The following is a 16,928-nucleotide window of genomic DNA, read 5'->3' as shown; positions in this document are numbered from 1 at the left end:
CGCGCACCGATGCTCAAGCCACCATTGCGTGCAACGGCACTCAAACGCCGTCGCGCGGTATCGCGATATCCCAGGTCTTGTCGAAAATGAGCTTTTCTCCCTCGAAAGCCTCAAGGCTGGCGCGAATGTAGAAGTTGTCGACGTCGCAGGTCATGACCGTCGACGTTTCGGTGCGCGTGTGCCAGTCGCCACGGCCGACTTCGTAGCTCCAACTCGCCTCCATGCGGGCTGACAGGGGATCGTCGGGGTGCAGGCTCCAGACCTCGCGGGTGGTGCGCCCGGACTCGATGCCGCTTGCCGCAAGGCGCTGCTTGCCGCCGTCGGTTACGAGCGTCAGCACTTCGGTGCCGTCTTCCAGAGTTTCCTCGCGCCGTGCGGAGCTTTCGGGCCTCAGCTCGACGTCGTCGAGCGGCGGTGCGGCCTCCGGCCGGCCGAATTCGGTCGGTGCAGGACCCTCGCCATGACGGACGGGAATATCGAGCTCCGACCCGGCCGGATCGATCTCCAGCGAAAGGGGCTCTGCCGACGGCCAGACCATGGGCCAGTAGCTTGTCGACAGCGCGAGGCGGAGGCGATGGCCCGCCGGCAGGCGGTAGGCGATGTCGTTGAAGACAAGTGTCCTCTCAACCGGCTGGCCGGGTTCAAGCGGCGCGACCTCGGCATGATCGGGCGAATGGGTCAGATTGAGCGTGCCCGCCGTGATGAAGGCGACGGACCCGTCCGGCCTGACGTCGCAAAGGCGCGCCGCCAGGAAGCCCGTGGCGGCATCCGGCACGGCGCGGACCTTCAGCTTCGCGGCCCCGACGATGTCGAGCGGCCGTTCCAGGACATCCGCGTCGAGGACGAGCGATCCCGCATCGTCCGGCCGCTGATCCGCCGCCAGTTCATTGCGGTCGCGCATGCCGGGGCAGAAGCGCTGGGCGGCAGCGCCGACGCGCTGGTTCGCCTTCAGGTGCAACACATGATTGCCGATGGTGTCGCCAAGTCCGCTGTCGCTCAAAGACATGCGCTCGCGCCGGACCAGCGGAGACGGCCATGCGGCTTCCGCCGCCCACGTGCCGGGGCGCGCGTCGATCCGCCGGCTCGGAGCGATGCCGTCCATGATGTAATAGTCGAGGATCGGTTCGTCATCGACGCCGTTCTCCTCGCCCTTGAGCCAGCGGTCCCACCAGCGCTTGCATTCCTGCAGGAAGCCGATCGCCGGTTCCGGATAGGCCTGATGCGGATATTTGTGCACCCATGGGCCGATGAGCCCCTTCCTCGGCCCTTTCAGGTTTTCCAGAAGACGGGGGATCGTATTGGTATAGGCGTCCGCCCAGCCGCCGACCGCATAGACGGCGGCGGTTATCGCGCCGTAATCCTCGCAAACGGATGCCCGCTTCCAATAAGCGTCCCGGCGCTGGTGCTTCAGCCATGGCTCAAGCAAGAGGGGCTGGCGCTCCAGCCGCTCAAGCCACATCTCGCGCCAGCGTTCGCCAACGACCTGCGGATCGGGCGCGCGAGACGAGTAAGCCAGCATCTGCGAGGACCAGCCGAGATTTTCCGTCAGCAGGCAGCCGCCCATGTAGTGGATGTCGTCTGCGTAACGGTCGTCGCTTGAGCAAATCGTGACGATGGCCTTCAGCGCCTTGGGGCGCATGGCTGCGATCTGCAGGCCGTTGAAGCCGCCCCAGGAAATGCCGATCATGCCGACATTGCCGTCGCACCACGGTTGGCGGGCAAGCCAGTTTATGACCTCGACACCGTCCTCAAGCTCCTCCTCGGTGTATTCGTCGTCCATGAAGCCGTCGGAATCGCCATTGCCGCGGATGTCCACCCGGATGCAGGCGTAACCGTTCGCCGCGAACCACGGATGATTGGCGTCGTCGCGTTGAGCCGTGCCGTCGCGGCGGCGATACGGCAGATATTCCAGGATTGCGGGAACAGGATTTTCCCTTGCGCCCTTGGGAAGCCAGGCCCGCGCGGCCAGCCGGACACCATCCGGCATCGGGATCCAGAGCGGATCCAATATCTCTACGTCGCTCAAGGCTGGCGCTTGCGGCATTTGCGGCTCCTGACGTTAAATCCTCTCAAGCTTATGCGCCGGATTCGCGGCGTCTCAATTGCGCAGAGACGGCGAACAAGACGCGAATTGACGCTCGTTCGTTACTCAAGGAAATCATGGCCGGGCGACCGGGCGGGAAAAGCATCCGGCACATCGCGTTCGGCTTGCGGCCCCTTTCGTGTCCGAAAAGGTTCAAGCGCGATGCAATGCCGGCTGCGCAGCTTGACACGAGTGCCCGGCCCGATATTCTGCCTGAAATATTCTTTTCGGCATCCGGGCCTCGCGGAGAGAAAACCTCTTTCTCCACGGGGCTTTTTGCGTTTTGGGGGCTGGCGTTTCCATGGACGAAGTGTCCTTTCCGGTCGGCGTACTGTTTTCCGTCAGCGGCGCCTATGAGCAACCCGCCCGCCAGGGTTATTTCGGCGCGATGGCGGCGATCGACGACGTCAACGCTTCAAGCAAATACCCCTTCACGCTGGAGGCAATGCACGCCGATCCCGCCGGGGAGACGGACCGCTACGCCGAGCTTTGCCGGCATTTGATCCGGAAGGGGAAAACGCGCCACGTGGTCGGCTGTACCACGTCGTGGAGCCGCAAGGAGGTTATCCCCGTCGTCGAAAAACTGGACGCGCTGCTGTGGTATCCGTGCGTCTACGAGGGCTTCGAGGTCAGCGAAAATCTCGTTTACGTGGCCGCATGCGCCAATCAGCACCTTGTGCCGCTGCTCGACTACATCGTCCCGAAATTCGGCAGCCGCGTGATGCTTGTCGGCTCGAACTACATCTGGGGCTGGGAAACGAACCGGATCGCGCGCGACATCCTGCATTGCTCCGGGGGCGAAATCCTGGGCGAGAGATATGTGGCGATCGGCGACGAGGATATCGCGCATCTTGTCAGCGAAATCCGGGAAAAGCGGCCGGATTTCATCCTCAACAATCTAATCGGCCAGTCGTCCTACGCCTTCCTGAGGGCATATGGCGCGCTGGGCGCGGAGGATGACGCCTTCAACCCCGCATGCCGCCCGGTGGTGAGCTGCAATCTCTGCGAAAACGAAGTTACGCTTCTGGGCGACGTGGCCGCCGGAAACTACACGGTTTCAAGCTATTTTCGAGCGCTCGCGAGCATGAACGACGGCCCTGCGGCCGGACTTGCGCGAAACGGCGGGCCGGCGCGTATCGCCGATGCCTTCTTCGTTCAGGCCTATGCGGCGGTCGTCATGATCGCGGAAGCGATCCGCCGTTGCGGAAGCGACCGGGCCGATGCCGTGCTGCATGCCGTGCGATCCCATTTCACGCAGACGCCGCTCGGGCCGATCCGCGTCGACCCGGCAACCAACCATGTCAGCCTCAACGCCCATATCGGCCGGGCGCGCGCGGACGGCGACTTCGACGTGGTGCATGAAAGCCGGGGCGCCATCGCACCCGATCCGTTCCTGACGTCGACGCCGCTCAAGCGCCCTTACGCGCGAACGGTCGAAACGAAGAGAACCTTGAGGGTGGTTCAATGAGCCCGGCGCGCCACACTCCCAATTTCGTCGGTTGGCGGGCGCTCATCCTGCACAGGCCCCACGACAATGTGGAAGCGCTCCTGGCGCAATGCGCGCGGATCGGCATTGCCGGCGAGGCGGCCTGGCCCGCCATCGAACGCGAAGCCGGGATGCGGGACTACGACGTGCTGCTGATCGATGCCGACAGGGGCCACGACGAGCAATTTCCATGGCCGGCGGGCAGCGCCCCGATGCCCATCATCGCGCTCATCGGCTCGGAGGCGCCGGGCCGCATCGCCTGGAGCATGGGCCAGGGCGCCGACGCGCAACTCCTCAAGCCGATCGGCAGCGCCGGCCTCTACAGCGCTCTCGTCGCGGCCAGGGAAAGCTTTACGCGCCGGCGAAGCCAGGAGCAGGAAATCGCTTCTTTGAAAGAACGCCTGCTGAAGCGCCAGGCGCTGGCGGAGGCCACCGCAATGCTGATGCACAAGCACGACTGCGATGCCGGCTACGCCTTCAACCTGTTGCGAAAGAAGGCCATGGCCGAAAGACAATCGATCGAGGATACGGCGGAGCGGATCGTTGCCGGCGCCGAAACGGACGGCAGGAAGAATGTCACGAACGGTCGCTGAAACGCGTGCATCGGCGGCGAACCCGTCCGTCATCGCGCGGCTGCTGCGCCGGCCGCTGGCGCTGGCGGGCCTGATCGTCATTTGCGTGACGGTCCTGGCGGCGGTCTTCGCGCCATGGCTGGTGCCATTCGACCCATATGAGCAGTTCTTCGAGGGACTGACGATCGAGGGTGCGCCGCTGCCGCCCAACGCGCAATTCTGGTTCGGCACCGACCTCGTCGGCCGCGATCTGTTCAGCCGTCTCGTCTACGGCGCGCGGACTTCCCTCGTAATCGGTGTGGTCGCCAACGGCATTGCCGTGATCATCGGTTCGCTGATCGGTATCACCGCCGGTTATTTCCGCGGATGGACAGACACGGTCCTGATGCGCTTCACCGACCTGATGATGGCCTTCCCGGCGCTGCTTCTCGCAATCGTGCTGGCCGCCATCTTCACGCCAAGCCTGTGGATCGTGGCGATGGTGATCGCGATGGTGAACTGGGTGCAGATCGCGCGGGTGGTCTACACCGAGGCGCGGTCCCTTTCCGAACGCGATTTCGTCATGGCCGAACGCGCCATGGGCGCGGGCGCGGGCCGCATCCTGTTCCGCCACATCCTGCCGCACCTGCTGTCGACCATCATCGTCTGGGCGACGCTCGGCATCGCGACCACGGTGCTGCTCGAGGCGACGCTCTCCTTCCTCGGCATCGGCGTGCAGCCGCCGACACCTTCCTGGGGCAACATCATCTTCGAGAACCAGACGTATTTCACGTCGGCGCCATGGCTGGTCTTCATTCCAGGCGCGGCGATCCTGGCGCTGGCCCTGGCGTTCAACCTCGTGGGCGATGCATTGCGCGACATTCTCGACCCGACCCAGCAGGGGAGGCACTGAATGGCGGCCTACATCATCCGGCGGTTGATCCAGACGGCGCTCATCCTGCTCGGAATCAGCTTCGTCACCTTCATCCTGCTGTACCTCGTGCCGGCCGATCCGGCGCGGCAGATCGCCGGCCGCAGCGCCACCGCCGAAACGGTGGAGAACATCCGCGAGCAACTGGGCCTCAACCTTCCCTTCTACGAACAGTACCTGCGGTACCTGGCTAGCCTGCTTCAGGGCGACTTCGGCCGCTCCTACCTGCAGAAGACCGAGGTTTCGACGCTGATTGCGGCGCGGCTTCCGGCAAGCCTTCTGCTGATGGCCGGGGCGATCGCCTGCGAGCTCGCCTTCGGCCTCGCCATGGGCATCGTCGCCGCCCTGCGGCGCGGCTCGCATACCGACAATGCGCTGATGATCACGTCCTTCATCGGCGTATCGGCGCCGCAGTTCGTGATCGGCATCCTGCTCCTCTACGTGTTCGCGGTGAAGCTCGGCTGGTTCCCCATCGGCGGCTACGGCACGTTCGTCCATCTGGTGCTGCCGTCGGTCACGCTCGGCTTTCTCGGCGCCGGCTGGTATTCGCGGATGATGCGCTCGTCGCTCATCGACGTGCTGAGGCAGGACTATGTACGCACCGCGCGCGCCACCGGCCTCAGCCGCGCCAAGGTGCTGTTTCGCCATGCCATGCCCAACGCCATTCTGCCGATCGTCGCCATGATCGGCATCGACATCGGCCTGTTCATGTCCGGCATCGTCGTGGTGGAGAGCGTCTTCGGCTGGCCGGGCATCGGTCAGCTTGCCTGGCAGGCGATTCAGCGCGTCGACATCCCCATCATCATGGGCGTCACCCTCGTTTCCGCATGCGCCATCGTGCTCGGCAATCTTCTGGCCGATCTCGTAACGCCCCTGATCGACCCGCGCATCAAGCTGCGCTGATGTGCGCTGGAGAACCAATGCCAAGAAAGCGCAGAAACCAGAGAAAGGAACAGCCAAGATGAGAAACCTGCTGCTGGCTGGCGTTGCCGCCGCCGCCTTGACCGTCTTTTCCGGCCTGTCGCCAAGTTCGGCGGAGGAAATCAAGCAGGGCGGTTCGATGACCGTCACCTACAAGGACGACGTATCGACGCTCGATCCGGCGATCGGCTACGACTGGCAGAACTGGTCGATGATCAAGTCGTTGTTCGACGGGCTGATGGACTATCAGCCCGGCACCACGGAGTTGCGCCCCGAAATCGCCGAATCCTATGAAATCTCCGAGGACGGTACGGTCTTCACCTTCAAGCTGCGCGACGGCGTGAAGTTCCACAACGGCCGCGCGCTGACGGCCGAGGACGTCAAATATTCCATCGAACGGACGGTCAACCCCGAAACGCAAAGTCCGGGCGCCGGTTTCTTCGGTTCGATCAAGGGTTTCGAAGAGGCTTCATCCGGCGATGCCGACGGGCTCTCGGGCATTACCGTCGTCGATCCGCACACGATCAGGTTCGAGCTGTCGAGGCCCGACGCCACGTTCCTTCATGTGCTGGCGTTGAACTTCGCGCATGTGGTCCCCAAGGAGGAAGTCGAGAAATACGGTGCCGACTTCGGCAAGCACCCGGTCGGCTCCGGCGCCTTCAAGCTGTCGGAATGGACACTCGGACAGCGGCTCGTGTTCGAGCGTTTCGAGGATTATTGGAACGCGGGCGTGCCGAAGCTCGACCAGATCGTCTTCGAAGTCGGGCAGGAGCCGGTGGTGGCGCTGCTGCGCCTGCAGAACGGCGAAGTCGACGTGCCCGGCGACGGCATTCCCCCGGCCAAGTTCATCGAGGTCAAGAACGATCCCGAGTTCAAGGACCTGATCATTCAGGGCGGCCAGTTGCATACGGGCTATGTGACGATGAATGTGACGATCGCGCCGTTCGACAAGGTCGAGGTGCGCCAGGCCGTCAACATGGCGATCAACAAGGACCGGATCCTGCGTATCATCAACGGCCGGGCGGTTGCCGCCAATCAGCCGCTGCCGCCGTCGATGCCGGGCTATGCGGCGGACTACAAAGGCTATGGCCATGACCCGGAAGCGGCCAGAAAGCTGCTTGCGGACGCTGGCCTCGCGGACGGGTTCGACACCGAACTCTATGTCGCGAACACCGATCCGCAGCCGCGCATCGCCCAGGCGATCCAGCAGGACCTGAAGGCCATCGGCATCAATGCCGCGATCAAGTCTCTCGCCCAGGCCAATGTCATCGCCGCCGGCGGCGAGAAAGACCAGGCGCCGATGATCTGGTCCGGCGGCATGGCATGGATAGCCGATTTCCCCGACCCCTCCAATTTCTACGGCCCGATCCTTGGGTGCGCCGGAGCGGTTCCCGGTGGCTGGAACTGGGCCTGGTACTGCAATGCGGACCTCGACGCGAAGGCGGCGGAAGCCGATTCCATGGTCGATCCGGACAAGGCGGGCGAGCGTGAAGCCATGTGGCGCGACATCTATCTCAAGGTGATGGAAGATGCACCCTGGGCGCCGGTCTTCAACGAGGAGCGGTTCACCATCCGCTCCGGGCGTATCGGCGGCGACGACAGGCTGTTCGTCGATCCGGTGCACATTCCCGTCCACTATGACGAGGTCTATGCCAAAGATGTGCAGTAAGTGCGATTACACGATCCACGGACGCCACAGTCACTTCGGGTGGGATCGTTCGATCCCGCCCGTCGAGACGGTGTCGCCCGGCACGAGCCTTGAATTCGAGTGTCTCGATTCCGGATCCGGCCATTTCACGCCGGACAGCACCGCCGAGGACATCGCCACGCTCGACTTTTCCAAGGTCAATCCGGTAACCGGCCCCATCTTTGTGGATGGGGCGAAACCGGGAGACGCACTGAAGGTAGAGATCCTCTCCTTCAAGCCTTCCGGTTTCGGCTGGACGGCCAATATTCCCGGCTTCGGGCTATTGGCCGACCAGTTCAAGGATCCTGCGCTGAACCTGTGGAGCTATGACGCAGACGGCCTTGCTCCGGCTGCTTTCGGCAGCCATGGGCGGGTGCCGCTGAAACCCTTCGCGGGGACCATAGGTCTCGCTCCGGCCGAGCCGGGCTTGCATTCCGTTGTTCCGCCGCGGCGCGTGGGCGGCAATCTCGACATCCGCGATCTTTCCGCCGGCAGCACGCTCTATCTGCCTGTCGAAGTCGAAGGAGGGCTTTTTTCCATCGGCGACACTCATGCCGCCCAGGGCGACGGGGAAGTGTGCGGAACCGCCATTGAAAGCCCGATGAATGTCGCGCTCAAACTGGATCTGGTGAAGGATGCCAACCTCGCCATGCCGCGCTTCACCACGCCCGGTCCCGTGACCCGTCACCTCGACGGCGAGGGCTACGAGGTGACGACAGGCATCGGGTCCGACCTGATGGAAGGCGCGAGGGCGGCTGTTTCGGGGATGATCGATTTTCTATGCGCCACGCGTGGCCTCACGCCGGAGGATGCCTACATGCTGTGCTCGGTGTGCGGGGATCTGCGCATCAGCGAGATCGTCGACCAGCCGAACTGGGTCGTGTCCTTCTATTTTCCGCGGATCGTATTTTCCTGACGATGAATCAATCCCATCAAAAGGAACCGTGGAAGCGGGAAACGAACGGCGGTGCGGACGCGACGGCGACGACTTCGCTTGCCGTCAACGACTTGAGCGTACAGGTCGCGACACCGGATGGGCCGAAGCTCGTCGTCGACCGGCTGTCCTTCGACCTGCCGGAGGGACGCACGCTTTGCATCGCCGGCGAAAGCGGCTCCGGCAAGTCGATGACGGCGCTTGCCCTGATGCAACTCCTGCCAAGGCCCATGGCGCGAATCGCCGGCGGGAGCGCGATGCTCGACGGCGAGGATCTGTTGACCCTGCCGGAAAGCCGGATGAGGCAGGTGCGCGGCCGCAAGATCGGCATGATCTTCCAGGAGCCGATGACCTCGCTCAATCCGGTGCTCTCCATCGGCACGCAGCTCAAGGGGGCGATCACGGCGCACGGCGAGCTTGCCGGGCGTGCCGCCGGCGCGCGTGCGCTCGAGCTTCTCGATCAGGTGCAGATCCCCGAGCCGCGACGGCGGCTGGAGCAGTATCCGCACGAACTTTCCGGCGGCATGCGACAGCGCATCGTCATCGCCATGGCGCTCGCGCAGCATTCGAAGATCCTGATCGCCGATGAGCCGACCACCGCGCTCGACGTGACGGTTCAGGCGCAGATCCTGGCGCTGATCCGCAAGCTGCAGGTGGATCACGGCATCGCCGTGATGATGATCACCCACGACATGGGTGTGGTGGCCGAAATGGCCGATCAGGTTCTGGTGATGAAACATGGCAGGCGCGTGGAGCACGGCAGCTCGGCCGAGGTTTTCGATAATCCGCGAGAGGATTACACGCGCAAGCTTCTCGCCGCGGTTCCAAGGCTCGGCGAGATGACCGGGACCGACGCGCCCAAACGCGCCAAGGGGGCGGAAGCCGCGCAAGCGAAGGCCGCCGATGAGGCGCCGATGGTGGAAGTGCGGGACCTTACCGTGCGCTTCGACATCAGGGGCGGCATACTGCAAAGGCCCGTCAGCCGCGTGCATGCGGTGGAGGGGATTTCCTTCACCGTCGGCAGAGGCGAGACGCTGTCTCTGGTGGGCGAATCCGGGTGCGGCAAGTCCACCACCGGCAAGGCGCTCCTGAACCTCATTCCCTGGCAGGGGGATGTGAAGGTCAACGGCCGCTCGACGCGGGGCCTCGGTGCGAAGGCGATGCGCCCGGTGCTGCGCGACGTGCAGATGATCTTTCAAGACCCCTATGCATCGCTCGACGCGCGCATGCGGGTGGGCGATATCGTCGCCGAGCCGCTGGTCATTCATGGCCTCGCGCAAGGCAGCGAACTGAACGAGCGCGTCGCCTACCTGCTGGAGCGCGTCGGCCTGTCGCCGGACCAGATGCGGCGCTATCCGCACGAGTTTTCGGGCGGCCAGCGCCAGCGCATCTGCATTGCCCGGGCGCTGTCGCTCTCGCCGAAGCTGATCGTCGCCGACGAATCCGTCGCCGCCCTCGATGTCTCCATCCAGGCGCAGGTGCTTGATCTTCTGCAGGACATCCAGGACGAGACCGGTATTTCCTATCTGTTCATCTCTCACGACATGGCGGTGGTCGAGCAGATCAGCCACCGGGTCGCGGTGATGTACATGGGGCGTTTCGTCGAGATGGGCTCGCGGCGCCATATCTTCGAGAATCCGCAGCATTCCTATACGAAAAAGCTGATCGAGGCCGTTCCCGTGGCCGACCCGCACAGGCCGCGCCGCGACTTCGTTGCCAAGGCGGAAGATCTGCCGAGCCCCGTGCATCCGCTCGACTACGTGCCGCCGCAAACGAGGGTCCGCGATCTGGGCGGCCGTCACCTTGTCTGGGAGGTCGAAGGCTAGATCGAAGCACCAGGCGAGAGAACCAGATCCGGCCGGCATGTTGGTTTCAAGCAGGATTGAATTGCGGTTGAAGAGCGATACCGGTCAGTCCGCGTGAAGCGTGGCTTCAGATTTTGCGCGAGCGATGCTTTCACACGGATGCAAGGACGACCACATCGTGTCAAAAGGCTATACGCTGTCACTGCTGACGGCAGTGTTTGCGATCAATCAGCTCGATCGGCAAATCCTCGGTATCACGCTCGAAGCGATCGGACAGGAGTTCGACCTGTCGGACACGAAACTCGGCATCCTGTCGGGCCTCGCGTTCGCCGTCGTCTTCGGGGCGTTCGGCCTGCCCATAGCCAGACTTGCGGCACGGGGGAACCGGCGAAACATAATTTCGCTTTCTCTCATTGCGTGGAGCGGCCTGACGGCCGCCACAGCCGGCGCACAGAATTTCACTCATCTGGCGCTTGCGCGGATCGGCGTCGGGATCGGCGAGGCGGGTGGCGTTGCCCCGGCTCATTCCATGATCACGGATCTCTATCCGCCGGAGAAGAGGACGTCGGCGATGGCGACTTTCGTTTCCGGCGGCAATATCGGCATTCTGCTGGCATTCCTGATCGGGGGTATAGTCGGCCAGGAATTCGGCTGGCGTTGGGCCTTTGTCGTCGCCGGCGTACCGGGCATCCTGCTGGCGTTCTTGCTGCGGTTCACCGTGCGGGAACCGGAAAGGGACATATCCGTCAAGGCGGGCGAGCAGAACCGATCGCTATTCATCGCGACGTCCAGGGCGATCTTCGACGATCCCGGCCTTCGATGCGCGTTATTCGCCATTTCGCTGACCGGCGTGGTGACCTTCGGCGCGCTTGCATGGACGCCGACATTCGCCATCCGCGCTCTTGGCCTGAGCCAGGCTCAGGCCGGAATTTTCCTGGCGCTTTCGGTCGGCATCGGCGGGGGACTCGGCACGTGGTTCAGCGGGCGGGTGGCGGACCGGCTGGGAACATCCGACCCGCGATGGCGGCTCGGCATCGCCGTGGCGGGCTTGCTGGCGGCCAAACCGTTTATCCTCGGCTTTCTCCTTCTGGAAAGCCGGCCGCCGGCGCTTGGCTGCCTCGTCGTTGCGACGCTGTTCGCCGGCATTTTCTGGGCGCCGACCTTCGTCTTCCTGCATTCGCGCATCCCGTCGCACATGCGGCCGATGGCGACGGCGATCTTCATTTTCGCGTTCAACCTTGTCGGTGTGGGTATGGGACCGACGGTGGTCGGCCTTGCCAGCGACACGATATTTTCAGGTTTCGGCAGCCGTTCGCTCGGCGTGTCGCTGGCCGTCATCCAGGCCGTGGGAGTGGCGGGAGCATGGTTTTACTGGAAGGCGATGCGGACGATCAGCTGACAAGGCTTTCATAAGCTTCGGCGACGGCCGTGCCTGCTAGTTCGCGCAGCCAGACGTGACCCTTGTCGGTGTCGAACCGCTTGTGCCAGATCATATGATATTGCTGGTTGCTGCCCTGTATCGGCAGCGGGATAACCTGCAGCCCGTAGGCTTGCGCGACCTGCGCGGCATAGATGCGCGGGACCACGCCGATCAGGTCGGTTTCCGCCACGAGCTGCGCGATCGAACTGATCTTGTAGACTTCGCAGACCTTGTGCTTCCAGGCATGGCGCCAGTCGGTCACCTTCTCGGAATTCGACACCTTGCCCGGCGTCAGGTTCATGGCGATGCGCCGCTCGTCCATGAAAACCTCTCGCGTGATCGAACCGTCGATTCTGGGATGGCCGTTACGCGCCAGAACGACAAGATCGACCGGACAGAGCGGCTGGTCATGAAGCTCGGAATAGTGGCCTGGCATCAGGAACACGGCCATGTCGGCCTTGCCGCCAAGAAGGGCCTCTTCCACGTTCATGCAGGGCACGGGAAGCAATTCAAAGGTGATTTGGGCTTGCGGGCCCACGGACCACAGGAGCCGCGACATCACGATACGCTCCAGCGGGTCGGCCACGATGAGACGGAAGTGGCGCCTGGAGGCCTGCGGATCGAATGCCGCATCCGCGCCGATTCCCTCTCGGATCGTGGCAAGGGCCTTGCGGATCGGCTGGATGATCTCTTCCCCGCGCGAGGTCGGGATGACGCCGTTTCCGCTTCTGACGAACAATTGATCGTCGAGCTGCTTTCGCAGCCGCGCCAGAGCGTTGGACATCGCAGGCTGGCTCAGGTCCAGCTGTTCCGCCGCCCGCGAGATGTTGCCGGTGGAATAGATCGCCTCGAAGACGAGCAGCAGGTTCAGGTCCAGCCCGCGTATATTCATAATCTAAATGACCCCGATTTGCGTCATTGGCTATCCGCTATGACATAGCTTTCCTAACGTCCCGGCGAAATTCACATAAACGCAATCGGGGCGTTGGATGTTCGCAAAGTTTTGGAGGGGAATCGCGGGTCGGCGGGGGCTGGGCGCGATTGTTTTGGCCGTGTTGCTCTCGCCGGCGCTTTTGCCGGCTTCCGCTTACGCATTGCCAATTACCGTAACAGGCAACGGTTTTGGGATCGTCACTGGCGCATCCCCTCTACTTTTCAATGGCACCAACTACGGGATCGTCATTGTTGGCGACACTGCCGGGCAGTTTTTTGATATTACCAATACCGGCAGTTCCGATCTCACTATTAACGACATCAGTATTTCATTGGGTAATGGTACGAACCCGGGCGAATTCACGGTCGAAGCGTTTACAGGTCCCATTGCCCAAAATGCCACAAGGTCTTTTCGTGTTCTATTTAGCCCCCAGGTTGATGGGATCAGGACTGCTCAAGTAATGATTTCCGCCAGCCGGCCGGGCTCCAGCACCACGTTCATCTTACCGGTCATGGGTACGGGCGAGATCGCGGGCGGGCCTGAGATCTCGGTGAGTGGCAACGGGCAGCATATCCTGTCTGCCGGTTTGAGCGCGAATGCGAGCGACGGTACCTTTTTCGGCACGGTCGATGTAGCGACTGGCCAGGTAAGCCGTACCTTCACGATCCGGAACCCTGGAACTGCCGATCTGGTATTCGGGCCCAATGCGGTTTCGGCTGTAGACAGTAACGGCGTTTCGCCGGATTTCACGATTACAACTCAGCCGGCGCAGACGGTGATTCCAGGCGAATCGACGAGCCTAACCGTGGCGTTCGATCCATCAAATGACGGGTTGAAGGAAGCGCAGATTCGCATCAACAGCAATGCCGGCTCCTTCGCCTTTCAGATCGCGGGTGCTGGCGTTGTTTCCGGGCCGGTGCTCAGGTTAACCGGCAGCGGGTTAGTTATTAATAATAACGATGCAGTGCCGGACACGGCCGATGGCACGGATTTCGGACAAGCCATTTTCGATGACTCCGGCAACGGCGAACAGGTTACCCGTACGTTTACCGTCCACAACGACGGAACCGCCGCCTTCACCGTTTTGCAGGTGAGGATCACCATGATCGGTGGCGTTACTGGAGAATTCACCGTAAGCCCGGCAACGTCTTTTACTGTCCCGGCTAATCAAAGTAGAGATTTTGATATTGTTTTTTCCCCGCAGCGAGAAGGGTTTCGATTTGCCCAAATCTTTGTGAGTTCGGACGCAGCAGGCTCGGTTCTTTTTGATATAAAGGGCGAAGGAATTGCAGCGCCGATCACGGTGACCGGCAACGGGCAGACGATTTCTCTGGGCGATACAACGCCGGATGTCAATGACGGTACCGATTTCGGGCTGGTCAACATCGCGAACGGTACCGCAAGCCGGACCTTTACGATTTCGAACCCGGGAACCGGCGTTCTGAATTTGGGCCCCAATGCCGCTTCGCTCGTCGGCTTCTATGCCGCGGATTTCAGGATTACCGCTCAGCCGGCGGAAACGGTAACTCCAGGAGGCTCCACGACCGTGACCGTGGAATTCGATCCGGATTTTCCCCAAGTACCCGGCGCTGTTCCCGACCGCAGGGCGCAACTCCGCATCGCCAACAACGTGACCAATTTCTTCTCGTTCGACATCGAGGGCCATGCAGGCGATCTGGATGCTCCGACCGTGGCGATCTCCGGCATACCGACGATAGCGAACGGGCCCTTCACCGCGATCTTCACCTTCTCCGAAGGAGTGCTGGGTTTCGATATCGGCGATATCGCGGTGGGAAATGGTGCGGCGAGCAACTTTGCGGCGGTCAACGCCGCTGTCTATACCGCGCTGATCACGCCGGCTGCGGCGGGTGTGGTGACGATCGACGTCGCCGCAGGAGTGGCGCAGGATTTCTCGAACAACGACAATGTGGCGGCGGCCCAGGCGTCGGCCACCTATGACGACTCGGCACCGAGCGTCTTCATCCTCGGAGCGCCGGCGTCCATCGCCAATCTCAATCCCTTTCCGATCACCATCCGGTTTTCGGAGCCGGTGACCGGCTTTACGGCGGGCGACATCTCGGTCGGCAACGGCTCCGCAAGCGGGCTGACCGGCAGCGGCGATACATACCAGGCGAATATCTCGCCGTCCGGCAGGGGAGATCTCACGCTCGACATCGCGGCCGGTGTCGTGCGGGACGCGGACCTCAACGGTAATGTCGCCGCGGCGCAGGTCGTCGTGGGCCTTGATCTCGTCGGTGAAACTCGCGCGCGCATCGCCGAGTTCCTGCTGAACCGGGGCAACCACATCCTGCAGAACCAGCCGAACCTGATCGGCTTCGTGAACGGGACGCACGGCGGCGGCGGCGGGCCGTGGGGCAGCCTGAAGTCGAGCTTCAACGAGGAACGGGTGAGCCTTGCCTTCGCAACGAGCCTGAGCAAGCTGCTTGGCGGGAACGGAGGGAGCACGTCAGTTGCGACCGGCGACGTGGGGTCGGATAAACCGGACGCCCGGCCCGGCAGCCGGTTCGACGGCGTATCGCCGCGCAAGTTCGACGTCTGGACCGAGCTTTACGGATCGGCCAGCAGTTCGGGCGATGCCGACAGCAGTTTCTGGGTCGGATACCTGGGCGCGCATTACTTCCTCTCCCCCGACCTGCTGATCGGCGGCCTCGTCCAGGCGGACTGGGCGGAGGAAGACAACGATACCGCAGGCAGCGACGCTTCCGGTTTCGGCTGGCTGGCGGGGCCCTATGTGGCGGGGCGCGTGCCGGGGGAAAACCTTTACTACGAGGCCCGCGCGGCCTGGGGACGGTCCTACAACGACATCGATCCGTTCGGCGCCTACAGCGACGATTTTCAGACGAGCCGCTGGCTTGTCCGCGCGAAGGTCGCCGGCGTGTTCGAGGTCGAGCGCTGGAGCATCATTCCCGAGGCGAGCTTCGCCTGGTTCCAGGAAACCCAGGAAGCCTATACCGACAGCCTCGGCAATAGGATCGAGGATCAGACGGTGTCGCTTGGCGAGGTCAAGTTCGGGCCGAAGGTCGGCTATGATTTCGCGCTCGACAACGGCGGCACCGTCAGCCCGACCGCAGGTCTGTCCGGCGTGTGGAATTTCGGCATCCGCGAAAATGCGGCATCCTCCGGGTTCCCCCTAAGCGATCACGATCTGCGCGCCAGGCTCGACGCCGGGCTCGACGTCCGCCTGCCGAACGGCTGGATGCTGGCGAGCGAGGGTTACATCGACGGCCTTGGCGCCAATGACTACGAAGCCTATGGCGGCAAGGTGAGGATGACCATCCCGATCCAGTAATCGTAAAGCGCCGCGGGGACGACCCCGTGGCCGTTCTCCCGCGCGCCGCAGGTATCCGGCGGTTCATGCTCAAGCATCGACCCCCTGAAAGGAATTGGACGCGGATTAGCGCCGGTGCGGCGTGAACGGACGGTTCGATAGCGGTTTCCTGTTTGCCTGGAAGATGATTGGCGTTATTCCGCGCGAGGCCAACAAGACAGAAGCGAGTCCGTCATGAAACTGATCGGCCGATCATCATCGATCAATGTCCGCAAGGTATTGTGGACCTGCGCCGAACTGGCTCTTGCTCCTCTGCGCGAGGAAGGGAGCGAAACATCGCCCTCGGGGCCCACCCCGGATTTTCTCGCGCTCAATGCGAAGGGGCTCGTTCCGGTGCTGATCGACGGTAATCTCGTGTTGAGCGAGTCCAACACGATCTGCCGGTATCTGGCAGCCCGGGAAAAACGGTTCGACCTTCTGCCTGAACCGCCCGCCGCCCGCGCCCTTGTTGAAAGCTGGATGGACTGGCAGGCGAGCGACCTGAACGCTGCCTGGCGTGGGATCTTCATGGGACGCGTGCGAAAGCATCCGGATTTCGCCGATCCTGCGTTGCAGGAAAGAAGCATAGGCGACTGGACGGTTCAAATGCGTGTTCTCGATGCGCAGCTGGCGTCCACCGGCGCCTATGTCGCCGGTGCAAGTTTCACGTTGGCCGATATCGTCCTCGCTCTTTCCACCAACCGATGGGAGCAGACGCCGATGGAGCGTCCGGAGCTTCCCGCCGTTGCGGCGTGGATGAACCGCCTGTCTTTCCGCCCCGGTTTTGCGGAATATTGCCGCAACGGGATCGCGTGAGGATTGTATGACAGTCCGTCGCAGGCCCGGCT

General features: G+C 62.9%; 12 protein-coding genes. 10 read left to right on the top strand and 2 right to left on the bottom strand.

The window, feature by feature from the left end; genetic code table 11:
• Positions 1-40 precede the first annotated feature (40 nt).
• Positions 41-2,044: a CocE/NonD family hydrolase gene (locus GR183_RS15715; RefSeq protein ID WP_160776600.1), complete on the bottom strand. Its 2,004-nt coding sequence runs from the start codon at positions 2,042-2,044 to the stop codon at positions 41-43.
• 340 nt (positions 2,045-2,384) lie between these two features.
• On the opposite strand from GR183_RS15715, the gene GR183_RS15710 reads away from it, so the two are divergent.
• The 8 genes from GR183_RS15710 to GR183_RS15675 all read left to right on the top strand — a co-directional run bounded on the left by GR183_RS15710 (position 2,385) and on the right by GR183_RS15675 (position 11,797).
• Positions 2,385-3,551, top strand: coding sequence for a transporter substrate-binding domain-containing protein (locus GR183_RS15710; protein WP_160776599.1), 1,167 nt, complete (start codon positions 2,385-2,387; stop codon positions 3,549-3,551).
• Complete coding sequence (locus GR183_RS15705; protein ID WP_160776598.1) at positions 3,548-4,162, top strand: ANTAR domain-containing response regulator; 615 nt, start codon at positions 3,548-3,550, stop codon at positions 4,160-4,162. Before GR183_RS15710 ends, GR183_RS15705 begins: the two co-directional genes overlap by 4 nt.
• On the top strand, positions 4,143-5,033 hold the full coding sequence (locus GR183_RS15700) for an ABC transporter permease (protein WP_160776597.1): 891 nt from the start codon (positions 4,143-4,145) through the stop codon (positions 5,031-5,033). Before GR183_RS15705 ends, GR183_RS15700 begins: the two co-directional genes overlap by 20 nt.
• Complete coding sequence (locus GR183_RS15695) at positions 5,034-5,954, top strand: ABC transporter permease (RefSeq protein ID WP_160776596.1); 921 nt, start codon at positions 5,034-5,036, stop codon at positions 5,952-5,954.
• A 58-nt stretch (positions 5,955-6,012) separates the two neighbouring features.
• On the top strand, positions 6,013-7,641 hold the full coding sequence (locus GR183_RS15690) for an ABC transporter substrate-binding protein (protein WP_160776595.1): 1,629 nt from the start codon (positions 6,013-6,015) through the stop codon (positions 7,639-7,641).
• The gene (locus GR183_RS15685; RefSeq protein ID WP_160776594.1) at positions 7,631-8,575 is read left to right on the top strand and encodes an acetamidase/formamidase family protein; all 945 of its coding nucleotides are present in this window, start codon (positions 7,631-7,633) and stop codon (positions 8,573-8,575) included. Before GR183_RS15690 ends, GR183_RS15685 begins: the two co-directional genes overlap by 11 nt.
• A gap of 2 nt (positions 8,576-8,577) precedes the next feature.
• Positions 8,578-10,419: an ABC transporter ATP-binding protein gene (locus GR183_RS15680; RefSeq protein ID WP_160776593.1), complete on the top strand. Its 1,842-nt coding sequence runs from the start codon at positions 8,578-8,580 to the stop codon at positions 10,417-10,419.
• A gap of 157 nt (positions 10,420-10,576) precedes the next feature.
• On the top strand, positions 10,577-11,797 hold the full coding sequence (locus GR183_RS15675; RefSeq protein WP_202396125.1) for a spinster family MFS transporter: 1,221 nt from the start codon (positions 10,577-10,579) through the stop codon (positions 11,795-11,797).
• On the opposite strand, the gene GR183_RS15670 is transcribed toward GR183_RS15675, so the two are convergent.
• Positions 11,790-12,710 (bottom strand): LysR family transcriptional regulator, encoded by a 921-nt coding sequence (locus GR183_RS15670; RefSeq protein ID WP_160776591.1) that lies wholly within the window; start codon positions 12,708-12,710, stop codon positions 11,790-11,792. The genes GR183_RS15675 and GR183_RS15670 overlap by 8 nt on opposite strands.
• A 97-nt stretch (positions 12,711-12,807) precedes the next feature.
• Here GR183_RS15670 and GR183_RS15665 point away from each other — a divergent pair, with 97 nt between their 5' ends.
• Positions 12,808-16,062, top strand: coding sequence for a choice-of-anchor D domain-containing protein (locus tag GR183_RS15665; protein ID WP_260513836.1), 3,255 nt, complete (start codon positions 12,808-12,810; stop codon positions 16,060-16,062).
• 213 nt (positions 16,063-16,275) lie between these two features.
• Complete coding sequence (locus GR183_RS15660) at positions 16,276-16,896, top strand: glutathione S-transferase family protein (protein ID WP_160776589.1); 621 nt, start codon at positions 16,276-16,278, stop codon at positions 16,894-16,896.
• Positions 16,897-16,928 lie beyond the last annotated feature (32 nt).

Source organism: Stappia sediminis (genome assembly GCF_009826895.1).
In the GTDB taxonomy this organism is placed as follows: domain Bacteria; phylum Pseudomonadota; class Alphaproteobacteria; order Rhizobiales; family Stappiaceae; genus Hongsoonwoonella; species Hongsoonwoonella sediminis.
Note: the sequence above shows the minus strand (reverse complement) of the source record. Positions and strands in the feature narration are given on the sequence as shown.